Here is a 22,838-nt window from a genome sequence, read left to right as displayed (position 1 = left end):
GCTCAGCACCCGTCGTTACAAACACTGTGCATGCGCGCCTCGAACTCCTTGCGCATCTTCTTGCGCAGCTCGGCCTCGCGAAAGCGGCGAACCTGCAGCTCGGTGTCGAGCGCCAAGGGCGGCACCGGCACGGCCTGGCCGTCTTCGTAGGCCACCATCGTGAAGTAACAGCTGTTGGTGTGCCGCTCGGTGCGGGCCTGAATATCTTCGGCCACGACCTTGATGCCCACCTCCATCGAGGTGCGCCCCACATGGTTGACGCTGGCGTAGAAGGTGACGAGTTCGCCGACGTGGATGGGCTGCTTGAACAATACCTGATCCACCGACAGCGTCACCACATAGCGTCCGGCATAGCGGCTGGCACAGGCATAGGCCACTTGGTCCAAGAGCTTGAGCAGCACGCCGCCGTGGACATTGCCAGAAAAATTGGCCATGTCTGGGGTCATCAGGACCGACATGGTCAGCTCGCGTGAATCGTGCAGGTGTACGGGGGTCATGCGCAGTCTCCAGAAGGCGGTTCGGCCAACCCTTTCGGCCGCCCGGCCAGCGGGCAGTATACTGCCAAGCCCGTCTGCCGGCGCAGCCCTCCTTCCTTTCCCGCCGTAGTTGGCATGGCGCTTGCCCGCTTAAAGAGACATGCTCCGGGGTGACAGCCACGCGCCCGCCTCCCGGATGCCCCCCACCCTGCAGCCACAGCCGTGGCAAGCCCCGCGTAGCGGACATCGAGCAGGAAAGGGCGGCCCTTTCATCTACAGAGGAATGCCATGTCTTCGGTCATGACTGCCGGTTGCGCTGGTAGCTTTTTCGGAAGCGCCAGCTCTCATGAAGGCGCCACCCCGCTGCAGCTTGCAGCGGGGCAGGCGTTGGCACGTCATGCCGCCGGTCTCCCCGTTCCGGGCGATCTGGCCACCTTGCAACAAAAGGAAGCGTTGTGGTTGAAGGCGGTGGAGAACCGGGAACGCCAGAATCGCCTGCAGGCCTCCGCCCGCAGCGAACGCACTCGCCGCCTTGCCGAACCTGCTGCACTCCTTGAAGATGAGGAAGCCCCTTTCTCTGAAGGTGAGGCTAGTGCTGCCCCGGCCGCAGCGGCCTCCATCAGCCCGGCAGCTTCCCTGCTTAGCGCCGGCCTCGCCCGGGCCACCCTGATGACCCAGCCCGTCACTTCCCGCGCCCAGTCGTTGCGTCTGGCACTACCCGAGGACGCCGCACCGCGCGTCGACTTCTACGCCTGAACGGCTTTAGCTCCCCTGCCCCTGCCGCACACTGGCGCGGAGAGTCGTACGTGCCTGCCGCTATCTCCACCAGACGCGGGCACCCCTCTTGCTGCACCCCAAGCGATACTGAACAACGGACGCGGCCATCGGCCGCCATGCCAGCGGAGAACGAAACATGCGGATTGCAGAGGTCGCCCGGACACTGGGCTGCGAAGTGGACACCATCCGCTATTTCGAGCGGATCGGCCTGATCGAGACACCCGCGTGCGGCAGCGACGGCTATCGCAGCTATCGCCAGGGCACGCTCAACGAATTGCGCTTCATCCTGAACTGCAGGAAAGCGGGCATGTCTATTGCTGAGGTCGTTCAACTCATTGCATTGCGCAAGGGCGAGTCGTACGACTCGGAGGAAATCGGTCTGATGCTTGATGCCACCATCGCGCAGATCCAGCGCCAGACCGAAATGCTGAAGCGTCTGAAGGCACAACTGCTCACTTTGCGCGAGACGTGCCGCGAACAAGACGCCGAAAGGGAGCCGGACCGTGTTGCTGCAGAAGTCGACCTCGACGACAGGGTGTTTGCCCTGCCGCTGCCGGCGCTGCAGCTATCGGCGGCCCGAGCCTTCCGTCCTTTCTGACCCATCTCCAAAGGAGTAGACATGATCCGCCTCTTCAAACCTTCCACCCTGGCCGTTGCCGCACTCGCCCTCGTCGCCACCGCCTGCAGCAACACTGGCGGAACCGGCCCGATGGGCATGAACAAGACCGCCACCTACGGCCTGGGCGGTGCAGCCGCCTGCGGCATCGCCGGCGCCGTGACCGGCAACAGCAAGCATGCCCGCAACGCTGCGCTGGGTTGCGGGCTGGTGGGTGCCGGCGTGGGCGCCTACATGGATTATCAGGAGCGTCAGCTGCGCGAGCGCCTTGCCAACACCCAGGTGGACGTCACCCGCAGTGGTGACCAGATCAAGCTGACGATGCCGGACAACATCACCTTCGCCATCAACAGCGCCACTCTCAACCCGAACGTACAGACGGCACTGGCCGACGTAGCCAACGTGCTCAACCAGTATCCGGAAACCAGCATCACCGTCGTCGGCCATACCGACAACACCGGCAGCGCGTCGCTGAACCAGAACCTGTCCCAACGTCGTGCCGAGGCCGTCTCCAGCTACCTGCAGGCCCGAGGGGTAACCGCCAGCCGCATCCGCACCATGGGCATGGGCCCGAACCAGCCGATCGCCGGCAACGACACCGAGGCTGGGCGTGCCAAGAACCGTCGTGTGGAAATCCTGATCAACCCGCAGGCCGCGAAGTAACCTCGTCTTCGCCACACGTTTCGGCCAACCCTGGAGGTTGGCCGAACGCATTCTGCAAGGCAAAAAAATGGGCCGGTTGGAAAACCGGCCCAAACAACGCTCGTTAGGGAGATACCGAGAAAACACCATGCAGCACTGCAAGGCAGCCCTGCCGGAGAAAACAATCGTGTCGGCGGCAGCAGGCCCTGGGGCACGACGGGGACTGACGCCCGCACCTGGCAGGCGGCAGTCCCTGCATCGCTTGCAACACACAACAACACGAGGAGTGAGTGCAGTATAGGGATCAAACTTCCATTCTTGAAATGAATTAAAATCATGTTTTCCATTCAATAAAAGCATGAACCAAATTCAAGCCCCATGGATATTCGTGCCCTGCGTTACTTCATCGAAGTCATCCGACGTGAAAGCTTCACCCGCGCCGCCGAAGCCCTGTTCGTCACCCAGCCCACCATCAGCAAGATGGTGCGCCAGCTGGAAGAGGAACTGGGGACCCCGCTGCTGATCCGGGAAGGTAAGCGCTTTCGCCTCACCGATGCAGGACGTGTGACCTATCAGCGCGGGCAGGAGGTGTTGACAGCCATGCAACACCTGCGGACCGAGTTGGCCGATCTGGAGGCCCTGGAAACCGGGGAGTTGGTGGTGGGTCTGCCACCGATGGTGGGCGGCGCCTTCTTCGCCCCGGTGGTGAGCGCGTTCCGCGAACGTTATCCACGGATTGAGCTTTCCATCGTCGAGGGCGGCGCGCGGGCGATCGAGAACAGCGTGCGCACCGGCGAGCTGGAGGTTGGTGTGGCGGTACTGCCGGTGGATCATCAGGTGTTCAGCCTGTTTCCTTTCGTCAGCGACCCGTTGTGCCTGGTAGCGCCCTCCGGTTCGCGCTGGCAGGGACGGCAGAGCGTGCGTCTGTCCGAGGTGGCCGACGAGCCGGTGGTGTTCTACCCGGAAGACTTCACCCTCACCACCCGCATCCTCGACGCCTACAAGGCCATTGGACGTCAGATGCATATCGCCGGCCGCAGCGCCCACTGGGACTTCATCGTTGCCATGGTAGCGGCACGGCTCGGCATCGCCCTTTTGCCGCGCACCATTGCCGGGCGGCTGCAAGGTCAGCCCTTCGACGTGGTGCCACTGGCCGAGAAAAGCCTTTACTGGAACCTGGCGCTGATCTGGCGCCAAGACAGCTATCTTTCGCACGCCGCTCGCGCCTGGCTGGAGCTGGCGCGCAATGTGCTGGGAAATACCCCGAACACTGTCTGACCGGAGAACCTCATGCGTTCCATCGCTATCCCCCTTCTGGCTGCCGCTGCCCTGAGCGCGTGCTCCACCCTGTCCCGCCCGCAGAAACCGCAGGTGGACGTGGTGGATCTGCGGCCAGCCGGCGGCACCCTCTTCCGCCAGTCCTTTGATGTCACATTGCGCATGCGCAACCCCAACAACCAGGCGCTGCGGGGTGAGGGTATCAAGTTCGACCTGAAGCTGGCCGGGCAACCCTTCGCACAAGGGATGACTCAGCAGGCCATCAGTCTGCCGGCGCTGGGCGAGCAGGACCTCACCGTGCGCGTAGACACCTCGCTCAACGGCTGGCTGGCCGTGGCCGACCGCCTGCTGTCCCGCCCGCAGGCGGCGCTGGACTACGAAGTCAACGGCACCGCCGAAGGGGTGCAGGGCTGGGGTAGCCTACCCTTCTCCAGCCGTGGCCAGTGGACCTTGCCCGAATCGCTGCGCAAGCGCCTGGAAGCAGGCCACCCCTGAACGAGGCACTCCAAAGAAAAACGCCACCCGAAGGTGGCGTTTGGCAGGAGCGGGGGCGCTTACAAACGGAAGCGGGCAAACGCAGACTGCATGCGGTGGGCCAGCTCGTTGAGCGTGGTCAACGTCGTCTGTGCACTCTGCAGGGCCGCATCCGAATCCACGATCTGGTTATTGATTGACTCGGTGCTTTGCGCCATCGCGGTGGTGGCATTGTGCTGCTCACCGGTGGAAAGCGCGATTCCCCCAATCTTCTCCACCACCTGATGCATGGTCTCGCGGATGGCGGCCAGCCGTTCGCGGGCCGAGGCCGTCATTTCCACGCTGTTGTCCACCGCTTCGGCCGTGCTACGCATGTTGCTGACCGCGCGGCTGGTCTCAGCGAGAATGCTGGAGATGGTACCGGAGATTTCCAGGGTCGCCTGGCCGGTGCGTTCGGCAAGCTTGCGTACCTCGTCGGCCACCACTGCGAAGCCACGTCCCTGCTCGCCGGCCCGGGCTGCCTCGATGGCGGCATTCAGTGCCAGCAGGTTGGTCTGGTCGGCGATGTCATGGATGACGTTAGTGATGGTAGTGATCTCCTGCGAGCGCTTCTCCAGCGACAGCAAGAGGTCGGCCAAGTCGTTGACCGCGCTGCGGGTGTCCTGCATACCGGTGCTGATGCCTTCCATCTCGCGGGCGCTCTCCTCAGAGGCCTGACCGGTGGCGCGCACCAGCGTGTCTGTTTCCCGGGCGGCATCGGCAATGTGCGACACGCTGACGGTCACCTGCTCAATGGCAGCGGCATTGGACGACGAGATGTCAGCGAGGCGATGCGAGTCTTCGGCCAACCTTTCCACCGAACCGCTCACTTCGATCACCCCAGCGGCCAGGCGCACCGCCTCCTCACGCAGCTCTCGGAACATGCCGTTGAGCCGGGCCACGAACTGGTTGAAGGCTTCTGCGGTCTGTGCCACTTCATCCTCTCCGGTCACATCGATGCGCCGCGTCAGGTCACCCTCCCCCTGGGAGATCTCACGCATGGCATCACGCACCTGGAACAGGCCGCGCAGCAGGCGCTGCAAGTAGCCCGCGGCGAAAGCCACGGCCAGCAGGGTGACCACCAGCAAGGAGCCCCCCATGGCAACCATCAGGCGCATCAGGGGCGCGTCAATGACATTGCGGTCCACCACCAGCCCCAACATCCAGTCGGTGCCCGCCACCGGCACCACGCGCAGCAGCTGGCTGCGGCCGTCGACATCCATCGGCTCCAGCTGACCCGCCTGCGCCAATGCGGCAATGCGCGTGGCATCCAGCCCGGCCACCTGGGCGCTGATATCGGACAGGGCCAGGCCGTCCTTGGGATGCGCGATGATCTTGCCTTCCCTGTCGATCAGGAAGGCATACCCCTCACCCGGCAAGGACACCGCCAGCACCGACTTCACCAGCTGCCCGATGACGATGTCGCCTCCCACTACCTTGTCCTGCCCGGAAACCGCATGCGCGATCGTGATCACCAACTCACCGATGTTGCTGCTGGCCGGTTTGTACGGCGCCGTGACAATGGTCTGTCCGGATGCCTTGGCCATCTTGAACCAGGTACGGGAAGCGGGATCGTACTCCGGACTGGGCTTCTGTTTGCCGGGGATGGAGTAGACCATGCCCTTGGTGGTGCCATCACCCACGAAGAGCTGTGTGTAACCGCCCGCTTCGGCCAACTGTTGCAGGTAATACGTCGGGTCCGGCTCGCCTGCATGCAGCAGGGCTGCTTCCATTACCTTCTTGCGAGAGTTCAGCCACTCGCCAATGAAGCGCTGCTGGCTTGCGGCGGCCTGGTCGATCTGGCTCGATACATCTTCGTAGAGTTTGTTCCGCAGTTGCCAGACGGCCACCGCAGCGATGGCTGCCGTGGCCAGCACCATGGCCAGCGCCATCAGCAGGACGATACGGGTACGGATCGATTTCACGATTGATACGCGTGTTTGGGAAAGCCCGGATGGTAATTACTTTGCAGCCAAATTTGAATATGCCAGCCGTATTTGCAAGCAAACTCGACAATCCATGACGCCCCTGCCATGAAAAACGCCACCCGAGGGTGGCGTTTTGCACAACGATCCAGTCCGGAATCAGATCATGCCCTTGGACTTCAGGAGCTCGAACATGGTCTTGCCGATCTCGGCCGGGCTGCGGGTGTAGGCAATGCCCGCCCGCTCGAACGCCTTGAACTTTTCTTCAGCCGTTCCCTTGCCGCCGGAGATGATGGCGCCGGCGTGGCCCATGCGCTTGCCCTTGGGAGCGGTCACGCCCGCGATGTAGCCTACGACAGGCTTGGTGACGTACGCCTTGGCAAACTCGGCCGCTTCCTCTTCAGCGGTACCGCCGATTTCACCGATCATCACGATGGCGTCGGTGTCCGGATCGTCCTGGAACAGTTTCAGGGCGTCGATGTGGCTGGTACCCGGGATCGGGTCGCCGCCGATACCGATGCAGGTGGATTGGCCCAGGCCCAGTGCGGTGGTTTGCGCCACGGCTTCGTAGGTCAGGGTGCCGGAGCGGGACACGATGCCGATGCGGCCCGGATTGTGGATGTGCCACGGCATGATGCCGATCTTGCACTCACCAGGGGTAATGATACCCGGGCAGTTCGGGCCGATCAGGCGGATACCGGCCTCGTCCACAGCCTTCTTCACGTACAGCATGTCGAGGGTGGGCACACCCTCGGTAATGCACACGATCAGCTTCACACCGCTGTCCACGGCTTCCAGGATCGAGTCTTTGGCAAAGGCTGCCGGTACGTAGATGACCGAGGCGTCTGCCTGGGTTTCACGCACGGCGTCCTTCATGGTGTTGAACACCGGCAGGCCCAGGTGGGTGCTGCCACCCTTGCCCGGGGTGACGCCGCCGACGACCTTGGTGCCCACCTTCAACGCCTGTTCGGCGTGGAAGGTACCGTTCTTGCCGGTGAAGCCCTGCACCAGCACTTTCGTGTCTTTGTTGACCAATACGCTCATTTTGTATTCCTTCGCTCAGTGCGGTGTTCAGGCAGCGGCCTTGACGGCAGCAACGATCTTCTCGGCTGCATCGTTCAGACCTTGTGCGGAAACCAGCTTCAGGCCGGACTCGTCCAGCAGCTTGGCGCCCAGTTCGGCGTTGTTGCCTTCCAGGCGCACCACGACCGGAACAGTCACATTGACTTCCTTCACTGCAGCGATGATGGCTTCGGCAATCATGTCGCAACGGACGATCCCGCCGAAAATGTTGATCAGCACGCCCTGCACCGAGGTGTCGGCCAGGATCAGCTTGAAGGCTTCGATCACGCGCTCCTTGGTGGCTCCGCCGCCCACGTCCAGGAAGTTGGCCGGCTGACCGCCCTTGAGCTTGATGATGTCCATGGTGGCCATGGCCAGACCGGCGCCGTTTACCATGCAACCGATGTTGCCTTCCAGGGCCACGTAGTTCAGGTCGAATTCGGAGGCCTTCACCTCGCGCTCGTTCTCCTGGCTCTTGTCGCGCTGAGCCAGCAGTTCGGGATGACGGTAGAGGGCGTTGGAGTCGAGGTTGATTTTCGCATCCACGCACGCCAGATCGCCGTTCTCGCGGATGGCCAGCGGGTTCACTTCGAACAGGGCGAAGTCGTTGGAAACGAAGGCTTCATATGCACCCAGCATCAGCTTGGTGAAGGCACCCACCTGGTTGCCGGTCAGACCCAGTGCGAAGGCGACATCACGTGCCTGATAGGGCTGCATACCCACCAGCGGGTTCACTTCGACCTTGATGATCTTCTCGGGGGTCTCTTCCGCAACCTTCTCGATCTCTACCCCACCCTCGGTGGACGCCATGAACACCACGCGCTGGGTGCCGCGGTCCACCACGGCGCCCAGATAGAGCTCACGCTGTACCGGATACATGTCCTCGCACACGAGCACGCTGTTGACCGGCTGGCCGTTGGCGTCGGTCTGGTAGGTCACGAGGTTGGTGCCGATCAGCGTCTTGGCTACCTCGGCGGCTTCCTCGCGACTCTTTACCACCTTCACGCCGCCGGCCTTGCCGCGGCCGCCCGCATGGACCTGGGCCTTGACGACGGCAAACTTGCCGCCCAGCTTGTCGTAGGCCGCTGCGGCTTCTTCCGGCGTGGTGGCCAGAATGCCCTGTTGCACCGGCAGGCCGTATTTGGCCAGCAGCTCTTTCGCTTGGTATTCGTGCAGGTTCATCTATGGTTTCCTTTTGTGGGACAACAGACTGCCAGTGACGACAATCCTTGAGGGTCGGCCGCTGCCCGGTTCGGCCAACGTTTTTTTATCTGGAAGGTACGGGCATGGCTGACACGCCCGGGCAGGTTGCCCGGCCCGGGCGGATTCTCAGCCGTGCAGCGCGCGCTTGTCGGCGGCCAGTGCAGCTTCGTGGGTGACTTCGCTCAGCGTCGGATGCGCATGCACGATGCGGGCGATATCCTCGCTGGACGCCTTGAACTCCATGGCCACCACCGCCTCACTAATCAGCTCGGAGACCATCGGGCCGATCATGTGCACCCCGAGGATGCGGTCAGTCTTGGCGCAAGCCAGGAGCTTGACCATGCCTTGTGCCTGACCCAGGCCCAAGGCGCGGCCATTGGCGGCAAAGCTGGAAGTCCCCTTCTTGTACTCTACCCCTTCGGCCTTAAGCTGCTCTTCGGTCTTGCCCACCCAGGCAATCTCCGGACTGGTATAGATCACCCAGGGGATAGTGGCAAAGTCGACATGCGGCTTTTGGCCGGCGAGGCGCTCGGCTACAGCCACGCCCTCTTCGGAGGCCTTGTGTGCCAGCATCGGGCCACGCACCACGTCGCCGATTGCCCAGACGTTGGGCAGGTTGGTTCGGCAGTGATCGTCGACAACGACGAAGCCACGCTCGTCCAGCGCCAGCCCCACCGCCTCGGCACCCAGCCCCTGCGTGTTGGGGATGCGGCCGATGGAAACGATCAGCTTGTCGAATTCTGTCGTGGTGGCCTCGCCGTTGAGCTCATAGCTGACGGAAACGCTGTCGGCACCGGTCTTGACCTCGCCGATCTTCACACCCAGCTTGATGTCGAGCCCGGTGTCCTTGGTCAGGGTCTTGAAGGCTTCCTTGGCGATCTGCTGGTCTGCTGCTGCGAGGAAGGTGGGCATGGCCTCGAGCACGGTCACTTCCGCGCCCAGACGCTTCCACACCGACCCCATCTCCAGACCGATCACCCCTGCGCCGATGATGCCCAGACGTTTGGGCACGGCGGTGAGCGCCAGGGCGCCAGCGTTGTCGAGCACCAGCTGGTTGTCAGTGGGCAGGCCGGGCAGCTGGCGCGGATTGGAGCCGGTGGCCACGATCACATGCGTGGCTTCCAGGGTATCCACCACGGCGCCATCGTTACTGACCTCGATCACCCACTTGTCACCCTGGCGGCCCTTGAGCGCGCCCAGACCATGAATGTTCGCCACCTTGTTCTTCTTGAACAGGAAAGCGATCCCGCCGGCGTTCTTGGCGATAATGCCGTTCTTGCGCTCCAGCATCTTGGCCACGTCCATCTGCGCCCCTTCGACGCTGATGCCGTGCTTGGCAAAGTCGTGCTGGACGGCGTGGAAGTTCTCGGACGACTGCAGCAGGGCCTTGGAGGGGATGCACCCCACGTTCAGGCAGGTACCCCCCAGCGAGGGCTGGCCTTCGGGATTCTTGAAGGCGTCAATGCATGCCGTGGCGAAACCCAGCTGGGCCGCACGGATGGCGGCCACATAACCGCCGGGGCCGCCACCGATCACTACCACATCGAATTGTTGGCTCATGGAAATTCCTCAGGCGTGGCCGCTCTTGAGCAGCAGCACGCCAAAACCGAACATGAACAGCGCCAGGATGATCTTGCCCACCCGCACGTACAGGCCTTCGGCCAACCCCCTCTCGCGCTTCTTCCAGCTCAGGAACAGCAGCGCAAAGGCAGCCAGAATGGCCGCGAGCCCGTAAAGCGTATTGGACATTTCACTTCCTGTCGTAAGCAATGGCGGGAACGGAATGACCGTTCCCGCAAGTAAGAATTAAAGGTCGAGGATCAGGCGGGCCGGATCTTCCAGCAGGTCCTTGATCGTCACCAACGTCAGTACGGCTTCGCGGCCATCGATGATGCGGTGGTCGTAGGACAGCGCCAGATACATCATCGGACGCACTACCACCTGACCGTTTTCGACCACGGCACGGTCCTTGGTGGCATGCATGCCCAGGATGGCCGACTGCGGCGGGTTGATGATCGGAGTGGACATCATCGAGCCGAAGGTACCGCCATTGGTGATGGAGAAGGTGCCCCCGGAGAGGTCCTCGAGCGCCAGCTTGCCATCACGCGCCTTCACAGCGAAGTCGGCGATCTGCTTCTCGATCTCGGCGATGGACATCTGGTCTGCATTGCGCAGGATGGGCACAACCAGGCCACGCGGGCTGCCCACGGCGATGCCGATGTCGTAGTAGCCGTGATAGATGATGTCGTTGCCGTCCACCGAGGCGTTCACGATCGGGAACTTCTTCAGGGCCGCGACCGCAGCCTTCACGAAGAAGGACATGAAGCCCAGCTTCACGCCATGTTCCTTCTCGAACTTTTCCTTGTACTTGGCACGCAGGTCCATCACCGGCTTCATGTTGACTTCGTTGAAGGTGGTGAGGATGGCGTTCTGCTGCTGGCTCATCAGCAGACGTTCCGCCACGCGCTGGCGCAGACGGCTCATCGGCACCCGCTGTTCCGGGCGGTCACCAGTGATGGCGCCCACGTTCACGGCAGCCGGGGTGCTGGCCAGTGCAGTACCGCCTTGCACGACGGGCGCAGCGGCGACCGGGCCAGCCTGCTTGGGAGCGCTGGCGGGCTTGCTGGTAGCGTTCTGCACGTCTTCCTTGAGCACGCGTCCGTCGCGGCCGGTGCCCGGCACTTCATTGAGGTTGACGCCTGTCTCGGCAGCCAGCTTGGCGGCAGCCGGCATGGCCATGACCTGCGGATTGCCGGCCTGGGCAGCCACTTCCGCGGCAGCCTGGGCCGGGGTGTCGGCCGGGGTGGCGCCTGCGGCATCAGCGGGGCTGGCCTCGGCATTACTACCCTTGGCACCGGCCTTGGCTTCGGTATCAATCTGGGCGATCAGCTGGCCGGAGGTCACGGTGGTGCCGTCCTGTTCGATGATCTTCACCAGTACGCCTGCCTGCGGGGCCGGCAGTTCCAGCACCACCTTGTCGGTTTCCAGATCGATCAGGTTCTCGTCGCGCTCGACGTATTCGCCTTCCTTCTTGTGCCACGCCATCAGCGTGGCTTCCGATACCGATTCCGGCAGCTGGGGGACTTTGACTTCAATCAACATGTTCGTCTCCGGTTGCGGGGCGCGGTTCCGCCGCCCCGTCGTTGGTCAGGGCACTGGGTTATTTGGATACCGACATGGCTTCTTCGAGGAAAGCCTTGAGCTGGGCCACGTGCTTGCTCATATAGCCGACAGCCGGCGAGGCGGACGACGGGCGGCCGGCGAACAGCAGGGTTTGCTTGGCGTTGAGCAGGCCTTCCAGGCGATGGCGGATCTGGTACCAGGCGCCCTGGTTGCGCGGCTCTTCCTGCACCCACATCACTTCCTTCGCGTTCGGGAAGCGCGCCAGCTCAGCAGCCACCTGCTCGGTCGGGAACGGATAGAGCTGCTCCACGCGCACGATGGCGATGTCTTCTTCCAGCGCGCGTTCCTTGCGTGCATTGAACAGGTCGTAGTACACCTGCCCTGCGCACAGTACCACACGCTTCACCCTCTTCGGATCGGTGCTGCCGCTGTCGCCGATCACCGGGCGGAAGCTGCCGGAGGTGAACATCTCGATCGGGCTCATCGCGTCCTTGTAGCGCAAGAGACGCTTGGAAAGGAAGATGACCAGCGGCTTGCGGTAGGGGCGCAGCACCTGGCGGCGCAGCACGTGGAACATTTGGGCTGCCTCGGACGGCATCACGATCTGCATGTTGTGTTCGGCGCACAGTTGCAGCCAGCGCTCCAGGCGGGCCGAGGAGTGTTCCGGACCCTGCCCATCATACCCGTGCGGCAGGATGCAGGTGAGACCGCACAGCCGACCCCACTTGGTCTCGCCGGAGGAGATGAACTGGTCGATGGCGACCTGGGCACCGTTGGCGAAGTCACCGAACTGGGCTTCCCAGATCACGAGCTGGTCGGGGGCCGAGCAGGCATAGCCGTATTCGTAGGCCAGCACCGCTTCCTCATTGAGGATCGAGTCGATCACGAGGAAGTCGCCCTGGTTTTCCGAGAGATTGCGCAGCGGCACATAGGCACCTTGGTCCCAGCGCTCGCGGTTCTGGTCGTGCACCACCGCATGACGATGCGAGAAGGTGCCGCGGCCCGAATCTTCACCAGAAATGCGCACGCCAAAACCATTGGTCACCAGCGAGGCATACGCCAGCGTTTCGGCCATCCCCCAGTCGGCGTTCTGCTCGCCGGCAGCCATGGCGCGACGGGCATTCATCACCTTTTCCACCGTCGGGTGCAGCTTGAAGCCTTCGGGCACAGAGGTGAACTTCTCAGTCAGGCGCTGGATGTCTGCCTGTGGCAGGCAGGTTTCGGTCGGGTGCGCCCAATGGGTGCCCATGTACTGCGACCAGTCCAGTGCGTGCTCACGCCGATAGTTGGTAAGCACGGTCTGCTCGACATGCTCGCCCTTGTCCAGCGCATCGCGGTAGGCACGAATCAGACTGTCCGCCTCTTCGGCCTTGAGAATGCCTTCGCCCACCAGACGCTCGGCATACATGGCGCGCACACCCGCATGCTTGGCGATTTTCTTGTACATCATCGGCTGGGTAAGGAAGGGATCGTCGCCTTCGTTGTGGCCGAGCTTGCGATAGCAGACGAGGTCGATGACCACATCCTTCTTGAACTGCATGCGGTATTCGAGCGCAGCCTGCATCACATAGCAGACTGCCTCCGGATCATCGCCGTTCACGTGGAAGATGGGCGCTTCCACCATCTTGGCCACATCGGTGCAGTACAGCGTGGAGCGCATGTCGCGCGTATCCGAGGTGGTGAAGCCCACTTGGTTGTTGATCACGATGTGGATGGTACCGCCGGTACCGTAACCCCGCGTCTGCGACAGGTTGAAGGTGCCTTGGTTGACGCCCAGACCGGCAAAGGCGGAGTCGCCATGTAACAGGACCGGGATCACCGTCTTGCGTTCGGCATCCTTGCGGCGCTGCTGACGGGCGCGCACGGAACCTTCGACCACGGGGTTGACGATCTCAAGGTGCGACGGGTTGAAGGCGAGCGACACGTGCATCGGGCCATGCGGCGTCGGAATGTCGCTGGAGAAGCCCATGTGGTACTTCACGTCGCCCGAGGCCAGCTCCATGGTGGGCTTGCCTTCGAACTCGGCGAAGAGGTCTCGCGGCTGCTTACCCAGCGTATTGACCAGCACGTTGAGGCGGCCACGGTGGGCCATGCCAATGATCAGTTCTTCCACGCCGTGCGAGGTGGCGTTCTGGATCAGGTGGTCGAGCGCGGCGATGGTGCTCTCCCCGCCCTCCAGGGAGAAGCGCTTCTGACCCACGTACTTGGTGTGCAGGTAGCGTTCGAGCGTTTCAGCTGCGGTGATCTGCTTGAGGATGCGCTTCTTTTTCTCGGCGTCGTAGCGCGGGGTAGAGAGATCGCCCTCGAAGCGCTGCTGGATCCAGTGCTTCTCGTCCGAACTGGTAATGTGCATGTACTCGAGGCCGATGTTGCCGCAGTACGTCTGCTTCAGGCGGGCCAGGATGTCGGAGAGCGGCAGCTTCTGCGGACCGACCAGCGAGCCAACATAGAACTGCACCGCCATGTCGGCGTCGGACAAACCGTGGGACGCCGGATCGAGCTCGGCCATCGTGGCCTGATCCATGCGCTTGAGTGGGTCCAGATTGGCTTGGCGCGAGCCGAGCACGCGGTAGGCGGAAACCAGCTTGAGCACGCCTACCTGCTTCTGCATGGATTCCCACTCGGCTACGGTGCTGACGCGCTGACCGGTCAGCGGCTTCTTGGCCAGCTGGACGAAGGACTCCTGGATGGGCTGGTGCGGTACGTCGCGCTCGGCCGCACCCGGTGCCTGGGCGAGCTTGTCGAAATAGTCGCGCCACTCGACCGGCACGGCATTGGGATCAGCGAGGTACTGCTCGTACAGCTCCTCGATGAACGGTGCATTCCCACCGAACAGGTAGGAATGGCTGTACATGGCTTGCATCATTGTTCGACCCTTTGTTGTCTGCTGGTGCAGCGTTACTAAAGCGTTGCGGCAATGAACCCGGCTTTCCATTGCCGCACCTCTCTGGCACGACTGTCTTACTGTCTTCTGTATCCCGCCTGGGCGGGCAAAAGGTTGGCCGAAGCACGCTTCGGCCAACCTTGTCCTACCCGATCAGCGCTTGTCGACCGGTACGTAATCGCGGCGACCTGCACCGGTGTACAGCTGGCGCGGACGGCCGATCTTCTGCTGCGGATCGGAGATCATCTCGTTCCAGTGACTGATCCAGCCCACGGTGCGTGCCAGTGCGAAAATCACGGTGAACATCGACACCGGGATGCCCAGCGCGGAGAGCACGATGCCCGAGTAGAAGTCCACGTTCGGGTACAGCTTGCGCTCCACGAAGTACGGGTCTTCCAGGGCGATTTTCTCTAGGCGCATGGCCAGCTTGAACTTCGGATCGTCCTGCAGGCCCAGCTCGCTGAGCACATCATGGCAGGTGCGGCGCATGATGCTGGCGCGCGGGTCCATGTTCTTGTACACGCGGTGGCCAAAGCCCATCAGGCGGTAACGCTTGTCCTTCACGCCTTGAATGAACTCCTCGATGTTGGACTCGTCACCGATCTCGTCCAGCATCTTCAGCACGGCCTCGTTGGCGCCACCGTGCGCCGGGCCCCACAGGCATGCGATGCCTGCGGCGATACACGCGAACGGGTTTGCACCCGAAGAGCCGGCCAGGCGAACCGTCGAAGTCGAAGCGTTCTGCTCGTGATCGGCATGCAGGATGAGGATGCGGTCCAGCGCCTGCACCAGAACCGGGTTCGGCTCATAGTTCTCGCACGGGGTGGCGAACATCATGTGCATGAAGTTGGCGGTGTACGAGAGGTCGTTGCGCGGATACATGAATGGCGCGCCGATCGAGTAGCGGTAGCACATGGCCGCGATCGTCGGGATCTTGGAGATCAGGCGATACATCGCCACCTTGCGGTGCTCGGGATTGGAGATGTCGAGGCTGTCCTGATAGAACGCCGACAGTGCGCCCACCACCCCTACCATCATCGCCATCGGGTGCGAGTCGCGGCGGAAGCCCTTGAAGAAGCTGGTCAGCTGCTCGTGCACCATGGTGTGGTGCATGATGGTGTGCTGGAACTGTTTCTTTTCTTCCGGCGTTGGCAGCTCACCGTACATCAGGATGTAGCAAGTCTCGAGGTAGTCCGACTCCTCGGCCAGCTGTTCGATCGGATAGCCGCGGTAGTAGAGCTGGCCCTGGTCACCGTCGATGAAGGTGATCTTGGATTCGCAGCTGGCGGTTGCCAGAAAGCCCGGGTCGAAGGTGAACATGCCGGTCTTGGAAAACGCACGGATGTCCACGACATCCGGACCCAGGGTGCCACCAAGCACCGGCAGGTCCAGGGTGTCCTTGCCCTCGTTGTAAGTGAGTGTCACTTTGCGGTTGGTTTCCACAGCAATACTCCCAGTCTGGTTTGTGGTCGTTGTAGTCGTTGTGTGTTGTTGTGTTGCAGACGTTTCCGTCAGATTGCCCGCAGGATGCCGACGATTTCCATCTGGGCGGCGTCGTCGAGGTCGGCCTTGCCGTTGACGATATCCAGAAAGTCGTTGTCGGGCAGATCCAGCAGTTCCCGATACGCAGCAAGCTGCGCCGGAGACAGCGCATCGAACCGCTGGGCCAGAAAGCGTTCCAGCACCAGGTCCAGTTCGAGCAGCCCCCGGCGCGAGCGCCAGCGGATCCGTTTCAATTCAACCGGATCGATCGGGGTCATACCGCACGCCGGACAAGGAGGTCCTTGATCTTGCCGATGGCGCGCGTCGGGTTCAGACCTTTCGGACACACGTCCACGCAGTTCATGATGGTGTGGCACCGGAACAAGCGGTACGGGTCCTCAAGGTTGTCCAGACGTTCATTGGTGGCTTCGTCGCGGGTATCGGCGATGAAGCGGTAGGCCGCAAGCAGGCCGGCCGGGCCAACGAACTTGTCCGGATTCCACCAGAACGACGGGCACGACGTCGAACAGCAGGCACACAGGATACACTCGTACAGACCGTCGAGCTCCTTGCGGTCTTCGGGCGACTGCAGGCGCTCGCGCTCGGGCGGCGGCGTATCGTTGACCACGTACGGCTTGATCGAGTGGTACTGCTTGAAGAACTGGGTCATGTCCACGATCAGGTCGCGGATCACCGGCAGGCCCGGCAAGGGGCGCAGCGTGATCGGCTCGGCCAGATCGGCAATGTTGGTGATGCAGGCCAGGCCGTTCTTGCCGTTGATGTTCATCGCATCGGAACCGCAGATGCCTTCGCGGCAGGAACGACGGAACGCCAGGGTGTCGTCCTGGGCCTTGAGCTTGACGATGACATCGAGCAGCTTCACGTCATTCGGGCCGACTTCGATCTCATAGTCCTGCATGTAGGGCTTGGCATCGGTCTCGGGGTTGTACCGGTAGACCGAGAAACGAACTTTTCGCATAGGTTTTGTCTCCGGGCCGCGATCAGAAGGTACGTTCTTTCGGCGGGATGTAGTCCACCGACAGCGGCTTGGTGTGCACCGGCTTGTACGTCAGCTGGCGGGTTTCCCCATAGTAGAGCGTGTGCTTCATCCAGTTGTCGTCGTCACGGTGCTGGTAATCGTCATGGGCGTGGGCACCGCGCGATTCCTTGCGTGCCTCGGCGGAGATCAGCGTGGCCACGGCCACCTCGATCAGGTTGTCCAGTTCCAGCGCCTCCACCCGTGCGGTGTTGAAGACCTTGGACTTGTCCTTGATCTGGGTACGCTTCACTCGTTCTGCAACCTGCTTGATCTCTTCCACACCCTGCTGGAGGTTGGCCGAATTGCGGAACACGCCGGCCCGCGACTGGACGGTGCGCTGCATCGCCGCACGCACTTCCGGCACTTCCTCGCCACCGGTCTGACCATCCAGACGCGCCACACGGGCCAGCGAACGGTCGGCGGCATCGGCCGGCAACTCTTTCCAGGTCGGCATCTCGTTCTTGATGAACTGGATCATGTGGTCGCCGGCCGACTTGCCGAACACCACCAGGTCCAGCAGCGAGTTGGTCCCCAGACGGTTGGCACCGTGCACCGAGGCACATGCGCACTCGCCTGCGGCATAGAAGCCATTCACGCGGCTTTCCGGTTCATCGCCCTTGGGTACCACCACCTCGCCACGGTAGTTGGTAGGAATACCACCCATCATGTAATGGCAGGTCGGGATGACCGGAATCGGATCCTTGATCGGGTCCACGCCGGCAAACTTCATGGCGATCTCGCGGATGCCCGGCAGGCGCTGCTTGATGATGTCCGGACCCAGGTGGTCCAGCTTGAGCAGCACGTAATCCTTGTTCGGACCACAGCCACGGCCTTCGAGCACTTCCAGCTCCATGGAACGGGACACGAAGTCGCGAGGAGCAAGGTCCTTCAGGTTGGGCGCATAACGCTCCATGAAGCGCTCGCCATTGGAGTTCAGCAGGATGCCACCCTCGCCGCGTACGCCTTCGGTGATGAGCACGCCCGCGCCCGCCACGCCTGTGGGATGGAACTGCCAGAACTCCATGTCTTCCAGCGGAATGCCAGCACGCACGCACATGCCCAGACCGTCACCGGTGTTGATGAAGGCGTTGGTGGAAGCGGCATAGATGCGGCCTGCACCACCCGTAGCAAACAGGACTGCCTTAGCATGCAGGATGAAGATTTCGCCGGTTTCCATTTCCAGCGCGGTCACGCCCACCACATCGCCTTCACTGTCGCGGATGAGGTCCAGCGCCATCCACTCGACGAAGAACTGGGTGTTGGCACGCACGTTGCGCTGGTACAGGGTGTGCAGCATGGCGTGACCAGTACGGTCGGCCGCGGCACAGGCGCGCTGCACGGGGGTTTTGCCATTGTTCTGGGTATGGCCACCGAAAGGGCGCTGGTAGATCTTGCCGTTTTCCAGCCGGTCGAACGGCATGCCGAAGTGTTCAAGCTCGATCACGGCCTCGGGCGCCTTGCGGCACATGAATTCGATCGCATCCTGGTCGCCCAGCCAGTCCGACCCCTTCACGGTGTCGTACATATGCCATTCCCAGCGGTCTTCCTGAACGTTACCCAGCGAGGCGGAGATGCCACCCTGTGCTGCCACGGTATGCGAGCGAGTAGGGAAAACCTTGGACAGGACAGCGGTGTTCAGACCCGCTTCGGAAAGTTGCAGGGCGGCACGCAGACCAGCGCCACCGCCGCCAACGATTACAGCATCAAAACGACGAACGGGTACGCTCATTACAGCCCCCAAACAACCTTGATTGAATAGAAGAAACAGCCGGTCAGCCAGAGGATGGTCAGCACATGCATCGTCAGGCGAATACCCGCCGGCTTGATGTAGTCCATCCACACGTCACGCATGCCCACCCAGGCATGCAGTACGACGCCAAGATAGGTGATGACCGTCAGGATGCGCACCCAGCCTTGACTGAACAGCGCCTTCCACGATTCGTAGCCCGACGGCAGGGCCAGTACAAACAGCACCAGCGCCACCGCGTATACCAGCATCAGCACGGCGGTGATGCGCTGCATGATCCAGTCGCGCACCCCATAATGGGCCCCGACAACAATGCGATTTACCATACCAGCACCCCCAGAACGGCAGTCAGGACCAGACTGACGACGAGGACGGCCTTGGCAGTGGCGCGCGCAGTCTGCAGTTCCAGACCTTTATGGATGTCAAGGAAAAGGAAACGGATACCGGCACAGAGGTGATGCAGGAGCGCCCACAACAGACCAATCAGCACCAGCTTCATCAGCGGATGGCCAACCATGGCACGGTAGCGTTCGAAGTCTTCCGCCGAGCTCAGCGAGCCTTGCAGCAGATAGATGAGGAGGGGAAGGGAAAGGAACAGCGCCACACCGCTGACCCGGTGCAAAATCGAAACGATGCCCGGTACGGGCAGTCTGATTTTGGCCAGATCCAGGTGCTTGGGTCGTTGCTTCTGCATATGGCTTCCTTGGAATGCGTTTGACCAAGTCGTTGTAACCCGGCTTCCCGCACTGGGAAGCCACCTGGGCCGCACCACGCCTTTTTGACAAGCGTGTATGGGCCCGCCTGCTGCCATCTCGCCCATGCTGCAGGCGCAATATGACTGGAAGATTTTAACAAAACCTGCCGCCCCTGGCTGCGCTGATTCCCGAAAGCGCCGTTTCAGGCTACGCGACCATGATCTGGAACATAAGCCATCGTGCGCGTCAGGCAGTAACGCTGGCGCCACTCCACCGGCTCACCCTGCAGCGAGGCGGTCAGACGGGTGATGGACAATACCGGCACCCCTTCTGCCACCCCCAGCAGCACGCCTTCCTCTCGCGGCAGCGGCACCGCGCGCAACTGCTCCTGCACGAGAACGGGGCGGACCGCGTAATGCCGGTGAAGTGCGTTGTAGACGCTCCCGCCGGACTGCCGCACCAGCTTGGCATCCAGGCCCTCGATGCGTTCGGCCGGCAAATAGGCGTCATCAACAGCCAGCGCTTCGGCCTGCAGCCGCCACAGCTGGCGCACCCGTACCAGTGCGGCCCCGCGCTTCAATCCCAGGGCTTCGGCCAACTCGTCAGGCGCGTTGACGCGTGAGCACCCGAGGAGTTCGGCCGCCGGCAGTTCCAGTCGGCTGCGAAACAGGCCGGCAGGGACCATGCCCGGCCCGGCCCAGTCACCCATCACATCGGCCACGAAGGTGCCCTTGCCCTGCTGACGGTACAGCATGCCTTCGGTCACCATCTCGGTGAGCGCCTTGCGCACCGTGCCTTGGCTTACACCCAGCTCCTCGGCCAGCTCCCACTCGCTGGGCAGCATCTCGTTGGGCTGCCATGCGCCCTCGCCAATTCGCTGCGAAAGCAGCGTCTTGATCTGAGTGTATAAAGGCTGTCGTCGCAGCTGGGAGCGGATCATGTTGACGTTTTATCACTAATCGCCCATGGGCGTAAACCCAAGTCTTATATAAGACACAAAACAATTTTTCCCTGAAGTCCATGATGCATCGCAACAGCCCGCACAAGGCTTTGGGGGCGTGCTACACTCTTCAGGTACCTTTCAAAAAGGAAACCCTGCGTTTCCGATGGTCCGTTTCTACCCAAGGAGAAGCCTGAACATGAAAGCCCCCGTACGCGTTGCTGTCACCGGAGCCGCCGGCCAGATCGGTTACAGCCTGCTGTTCCGCATTGCCAGTGGTGAAATGCTGGGCAAAGACCAGCCCGTGATCCTGCAGCTTCTGGATCTGCCGCAGGCCCAGGCTGCCGTCAAAGGTGTGATGATGGAACTGGAAGACTGCGCCTTCCCACTCCTGGCCGGCATGGTTGCAACCGACGATCCGAACGTGGCTTTCAAAGATGCCAACATCGCTCTGCTGGTAGGCGCCCGTCCGCGTAGCAAGGGCATGGAGCGCAAGGACCTGCTGGAAGCCAATGGCGCCATCTTTACCGTACAGGGCAAGGCGCTGAATGACCACGCCGCCCGCGACGTGAAAGTGCTGGTGGTGGGCAACCCGGCCAATACCAATGCCTACATCGCCATGAAGAGCGCTCCGGACCTGGATCCGAAAAACTTCACGGCCATGTTGCGTCTGGACCACAACCGCGCCCTCTCGCAAATCGCTGCCAAGACCGGCAAACCGGTATCGTCGATCGAGAAGCTGGCCGTATGGGGCAACCATTCGCCGACCATGTACGCCGACTACCGCTTCGCCACCATTGATGGCCAAAGTGTGAAGGCCATGATCAACGACGATGCCTGGAATCGCGACGTATTCCTGCCTACCGTGGGCAAGCGCGGCGCTGCGATCATTGAGGCGCGCGGGCTTTCCTCTGCGGCCTCGGCTGCCAACGCCGCCATCGACCACATCCGCGACTGGGTGCTGGGCACCAATGGCAAGTGGGTGACCATGGGTATTCCTTCTGATGGTTCCTATGGCATCCCGGAAGGCGTGATGTACGGCTTCCCGGTGGTATGCGAGAATGGCCAATATCAGATCGTACAAGGCCTGGAAATCGACGAGTTCAGCCGTGAGCGCATGAACCTGACGCTGGCCGAGCTTGAGGAAGAGCGCGCAGGCGTTGCCCACCTCCTGGGCTGAGTCCGCATCTTTTCAGAAAAGCGCACCGACGGGTGCGCTTTTTGTGTTTAATCAAGTTGCAGATCTATATTTGCATTTAATTATTCTCTACATTAGCGTGGAGCAGAAAAATGATCGAAGCAGAAGTACTGAACCAGATCGATAACAGCCTGAACGATCTGGCCGCCCGGGCCGCCGACCTTCGGAGGTATCTTTGACTACGAAGGCAAGCGGGACCGCTTGGAAGAAGTCGTTCGCCTGACCGAAGACCCAGACATCTGGAACGACCCGAAACGTGCCCAGGAACTGGGCCGTGAACGCAAGCAGCTGGAAGACGTGGTGGTAGTGCTGGACGAGATCCAGAGCGCCCTCGACGACAGCCGCGAGCTCTTCGCCATGGGACGCGAGGAGGAAGACGACGACACCGTCATGGCCGTCAGGGACGACCTGCAGGCCGTGGAAGAGCGGATTGCGCAGCTGGAATTCCGGCGCATGTTCAACGACCCGATGGACCCGAACAACTGCTTCGTGGACATCCAGGCCGGTGCAGGTGGCACCGAAGCACAGGACTGGGCCGGCATGCTACTGCGGATGTATGTGCGCTACGCCGAGCGCAAGGGCTTCAAGGTAGAGATCCTGGAGGAGTCCGAAGGCGATGTGGCGGGTGTGACCAGTGCCACCATCAAGATCACCGGTGAATACGCCTACGGGCTGCTGCGCACCGAGGTGGGCGTGCATCGCCTGGTGCGGGTGTCACCCTATGACTCCAACGCACGCCGCCACACCTCGTTTGCCTCGGTGTTCGTGTATCCCGAGGTGGACGACAGCTTCGAGATCGATATCAATCCGGCGGATGTACGTACCGACACCTACCGTGCCTCGGGTGCGGGTGGCCAGCACATCAACAAAACCGACTCGGCGGTGCGACTGACGCACATGCCCACGGGGATCGTGGTGCAATGTCAGAACGATCGCTCGCAGCACCGCAACCGCGACGAGGCATGGCAGATGTTGCGGGCCAAGCTCTATGAGCTGGAACTGAAGAAGCGCAACGAGGCCAAGCAGGCGCTGGAAGACACCAAAACCGACGTGGGCTGGGGCCACCAGATCCGCTCGTACGTGTTCGACCAGTCGCGGATTAAGGACCTGCGCACCAGCCACGAGGTGGGCAATATCAAGGCCGTCATGGACGGCGACCTGGACGGCTTCATCGAGGCCAGTCTCAAGCAGGGCGTCTGACCCGCCCGATAACCTGCCGGCACCAGCCGGTTGCATGG

Annotated in this window: 22 protein-coding genes; 7 read left to right on the top strand and 15 right to left on the bottom strand. The window is 62.1% G+C overall.

What is annotated here, in order from left to right; genetic code table 11:
* Nucleotides 1–2: 2 nt before the first annotated feature.
* A complete protein-coding gene (locus tag EV669_RS01110; protein ID WP_054286596.1) occupies nt 3–497 on the bottom strand; it encodes an acyl-CoA thioesterase in 495 nt (164 codons plus the stop codon).
* A gap of 267 nt (nt 498–764) precedes the next feature.
* Here EV669_RS01110 and EV669_RS01105 point away from each other — a divergent pair, with 267 nt between their 5' ends.
* The 5 genes from EV669_RS01105 (at nt 765) to EV669_RS01085 (ending at nt 4,284) form a co-directional block, all read left to right on the top strand.
* On the top strand, nt 765–1,232 hold the full coding sequence (locus tag EV669_RS01105; RefSeq protein ID WP_132097659.1) for a hypothetical protein: 468 nt from the start codon (nt 765–767) through the stop codon (nt 1,230–1,232).
* A gap of 157 nt (nt 1,233–1,389) precedes the next feature.
* Nucleotides 1,390–1,851, top strand: a complete 462-nt coding sequence (locus EV669_RS01100) for a MerR family transcriptional regulator (protein WP_054286594.1) — start codon at nt 1,390–1,392, stop codon at nt 1,849–1,851.
* Nucleotides 1,852–1,875: 24 nt separating this feature from the next.
* A complete protein-coding gene (locus tag EV669_RS01095; protein WP_404810830.1) occupies nt 1,876–2,532 on the top strand; it encodes an OmpA family protein in 657 nt (218 codons plus the stop codon).
* A gap of 357 nt (nt 2,533–2,889) precedes the next feature.
* Entirely contained in the window at nt 2,890–3,789 is a 900-nt protein-coding gene (locus EV669_RS01090) for a LysR family transcriptional regulator (RefSeq protein WP_054286592.1), read from the top strand.
* A 12-nt stretch (nt 3,790–3,801) separates the two neighbouring features.
* Entirely contained in the window at nt 3,802–4,284 is a 483-nt protein-coding gene (locus tag EV669_RS01085) for an LEA type 2 family protein (RefSeq protein ID WP_054286591.1), read from the top strand.
* A gap of 59 nt (nt 4,285–4,343) precedes the next feature.
* On the opposite strand, the gene EV669_RS01080 is transcribed toward EV669_RS01085, so the two are convergent.
* The 14 genes from EV669_RS01080 to EV669_RS01015 form a co-directional block, all read right to left on the bottom strand.
* Complete coding sequence (locus EV669_RS01080) at nt 4,344–6,227, bottom strand: methyl-accepting chemotaxis protein (protein WP_132097658.1); 1,884 nt, start codon at nt 6,225–6,227, stop codon at nt 4,344–4,346.
* Between the two features lie 159 nt (nt 6,228–6,386).
* Nucleotides 6,387–7,271, bottom strand: a complete 885-nt coding sequence (gene sucD, locus EV669_RS01075) for a succinate--CoA ligase subunit alpha (RefSeq protein ID WP_054286589.1) — start codon at nt 7,269–7,271, stop codon at nt 6,387–6,389.
* 27 nt (nt 7,272–7,298) lie between these two features.
* Entirely contained in the window at nt 7,299–8,471 is a 1,173-nt protein-coding gene (gene sucC, locus EV669_RS01070) for an ADP-forming succinate--CoA ligase subunit beta (protein WP_054286588.1), read from the bottom strand.
* 147 nt (nt 8,472–8,618) lie between these two features.
* The gene (lpdA, locus tag EV669_RS01065) at nt 8,619–10,052 is read right to left on the bottom strand and encodes a dihydrolipoyl dehydrogenase (RefSeq protein WP_132097657.1); all 1,434 of its coding nucleotides are present in this window, start codon (nt 10,050–10,052) and stop codon (nt 8,619–8,621) included.
* 9 nt (nt 10,053–10,061) lie between these two features.
* The gene (locus EV669_RS01060; protein ID WP_132097656.1) at nt 10,062–10,241 is read right to left on the bottom strand and encodes a hypothetical protein; all 180 of its coding nucleotides are present in this window, start codon (nt 10,239–10,241) and stop codon (nt 10,062–10,064) included.
* Between the two features lie 57 nt (nt 10,242–10,298).
* A complete protein-coding gene (odhB, locus tag EV669_RS01055) occupies nt 10,299–11,594 on the bottom strand; it encodes a 2-oxoglutarate dehydrogenase complex dihydrolipoyllysine-residue succinyltransferase (RefSeq protein WP_132097655.1) in 1,296 nt (431 codons plus the stop codon).
* Nucleotides 11,595–11,652: 58 nt separating this feature from the next.
* The gene (locus EV669_RS01050; protein ID WP_132097654.1) at nt 11,653–14,481 is read right to left on the bottom strand and encodes a 2-oxoglutarate dehydrogenase E1 component; all 2,829 of its coding nucleotides are present in this window, start codon (nt 14,479–14,481) and stop codon (nt 11,653–11,655) included.
* A gap of 171 nt (nt 14,482–14,652) precedes the next feature.
* Nucleotides 14,653–15,942: a citrate synthase gene (gltA, locus tag EV669_RS01045; RefSeq protein ID WP_054286583.1), complete on the bottom strand. Its 1,290-nt coding sequence runs from the start codon at nt 15,940–15,942 to the stop codon at nt 14,653–14,655.
* 68 nt (nt 15,943–16,010) lie between these two features.
* Nucleotides 16,011–16,259 (bottom strand): FAD assembly factor SdhE, encoded by a 249-nt coding sequence (locus tag EV669_RS01040; RefSeq protein ID WP_054286582.1) that lies wholly within the window; start codon nt 16,257–16,259, stop codon nt 16,011–16,013.
* Nucleotides 16,256–16,960: a succinate dehydrogenase iron-sulfur subunit gene (locus EV669_RS01035; protein WP_054286581.1), complete on the bottom strand. Its 705-nt coding sequence runs from the start codon at nt 16,958–16,960 to the stop codon at nt 16,256–16,258. The genes EV669_RS01040 and EV669_RS01035 overlap by 4 nt, the downstream gene beginning before the upstream one ends.
* A 22-nt stretch (nt 16,961–16,982) precedes the next feature.
* Nucleotides 16,983–18,749 (bottom strand): succinate dehydrogenase flavoprotein subunit, encoded by a 1,767-nt coding sequence (gene sdhA, locus EV669_RS01030; protein ID WP_132097653.1) that lies wholly within the window; start codon nt 18,747–18,749, stop codon nt 16,983–16,985.
* Nucleotides 18,749–19,093, bottom strand: coding sequence for a succinate dehydrogenase, hydrophobic membrane anchor protein (gene sdhD, locus EV669_RS01025; protein ID WP_054286579.1), 345 nt, complete (start codon nt 19,091–19,093; stop codon nt 18,749–18,751). Before sdhD ends, sdhA begins: the two co-directional genes overlap by 1 nt.
* Nucleotides 19,087–19,461 carry a succinate dehydrogenase, cytochrome b556 subunit gene (sdhC, locus tag EV669_RS01020; protein WP_054286578.1) on the bottom strand — a complete coding sequence of 125 codons (375 nt, stop codon included), beginning with the start codon at nt 19,459–19,461 and terminating at the stop codon, nt 19,087–19,089. The genes sdhD and sdhC overlap by 7 nt, the downstream gene beginning before the upstream one ends.
* Before the next feature lie 203 nt (nt 19,462–19,664).
* Nucleotides 19,665–20,402 (bottom strand): GntR family transcriptional regulator, encoded by a 738-nt coding sequence (locus EV669_RS01015; protein ID WP_132097652.1) that lies wholly within the window; start codon nt 20,400–20,402, stop codon nt 19,665–19,667.
* A gap of 199 nt (nt 20,403–20,601) precedes the next feature.
* Between EV669_RS01015 and EV669_RS01010 the strand changes: the two genes are divergently transcribed.
* Both EV669_RS01010 and prfB read left to right on the top strand, forming a co-directional pair.
* Nucleotides 20,602–21,582, top strand: a complete 981-nt coding sequence (locus tag EV669_RS01010) for a malate dehydrogenase (protein ID WP_054286576.1) — start codon at nt 20,602–20,604, stop codon at nt 21,580–21,582.
* A gap of 113 nt (nt 21,583–21,695) precedes the next feature.
* Nucleotides 21,696–22,800 (top strand): peptide chain release factor 2 gene (prfB, locus tag EV669_RS01005; protein ID WP_132097826.1). Its coding sequence is split into 2 segments (ribosomal slippage): nt 21,696–21,776 and nt 21,778–22,800, totalling 1,104 coding nucleotides; the frame shifts between segments, so codons are not numbered across the junction.
* Nucleotides 22,801–22,838: the final 38 nt, after the last annotated feature.

This window comes from Gulbenkiania mobilis, assembly GCA_004346645.1.
GTDB lineage: Bacteria > Pseudomonadota > Gammaproteobacteria > Burkholderiales > Chromobacteriaceae > Gulbenkiania > Gulbenkiania mobilis.
The sequence above is the reverse complement of the archived record's forward strand: the minus strand, read 5'-3'. Positions and strand labels throughout refer to the sequence as shown.

Bases quoted from the DNA above. Each gene is read 5' to 3' on its own strand.
- EV669_RS01110 (WP_054286596.1), bottom strand. From the start codon at position 497: ATGACCCCCGTACACCTGCACGATTCACGCGAGCTGACCATGTCGGTC.
- EV669_RS01105 (WP_132097659.1), top strand. From the start codon at position 765: ATGTCTTCGGTCATGACTGCCGGTTGCGCTGGTAGCTTTTTCGGAAGC.
- EV669_RS01100 (WP_054286594.1), top strand. From the start codon at position 1,390: ATGCGGATTGCAGAGGTCGCCCGGACACTGGGCTGCGAAGTGGACACC.
- EV669_RS01090 (WP_054286592.1), top strand. From the start codon at position 2,890: ATGGATATTCGTGCCCTGCGTTACTTCATCGAAGTCATCCGACGTGAA.
- EV669_RS01085 (WP_054286591.1), top strand. From the start codon at position 3,802: ATGCGTTCCATCGCTATCCCCCTTCTGGCTGCCGCTGCCCTGAGCGCG.
- sucD (WP_054286589.1), bottom strand. From the start codon at position 7,271: ATGAGCGTATTGGTCAACAAAGACACGAAAGTGCTGGTGCAGGGCTTC.
- sucC (WP_054286588.1), bottom strand. From the start codon at position 8,471: ATGAACCTGCACGAATACCAAGCGAAAGAGCTGCTGGCCAAATACGGC.
- lpdA (WP_132097657.1), bottom strand. From the start codon at position 10,052: ATGAGCCAACAATTCGATGTGGTAGTGATCGGTGGCGGCCCCGGCGGT.
- EV669_RS01060 (WP_132097656.1), bottom strand. From the start codon at position 10,241: ATGTCCAATACGCTTTACGGGCTCGCGGCCATTCTGGCTGCCTTTGCG.
- odhB (WP_132097655.1), bottom strand. From the start codon at position 11,594: ATGTTGATTGAAGTCAAAGTCCCCCAGCTGCCGGAATCGGTATCGGAA.
- EV669_RS01050 (WP_132097654.1), bottom strand. From the start codon at position 14,481: ATGATGCAAGCCATGTACAGCCATTCCTACCTGTTCGGTGGGAATGCA.
- EV669_RS01040 (WP_054286582.1), bottom strand. From the start codon at position 16,259: ATGACCCCGATCGATCCGGTTGAATTGAAACGGATCCGCTGGCGCTCG.
- EV669_RS01035 (WP_054286581.1), bottom strand. From the start codon at position 16,960: ATGCGAAAAGTTCGTTTCTCGGTCTACCGGTACAACCCCGAGACCGAT.
- sdhA (WP_132097653.1), bottom strand. From the start codon at position 18,749: ATGAGCGTACCCGTTCGTCGTTTTGATGCTGTAATCGTTGGCGGCGGT.
- sdhD (WP_054286579.1), bottom strand. From the start codon at position 19,093: ATGGTAAATCGCATTGTTGTCGGGGCCCATTATGGGGTGCGCGACTGG.
- sdhC (WP_054286578.1), bottom strand. From the start codon at position 19,461: ATGCAGAAGCAACGACCCAAGCACCTGGATCTGGCCAAAATCAGACTG.
- EV669_RS01015 (WP_132097652.1), bottom strand. From the start codon at position 20,402: ATGATCCGCTCCCAGCTGCGACGACAGCCTTTATACACTCAGATCAAG.
- EV669_RS01010 (WP_054286576.1), top strand. From the start codon at position 20,602: ATGAAAGCCCCCGTACGCGTTGCTGTCACCGGAGCCGCCGGCCAGATC.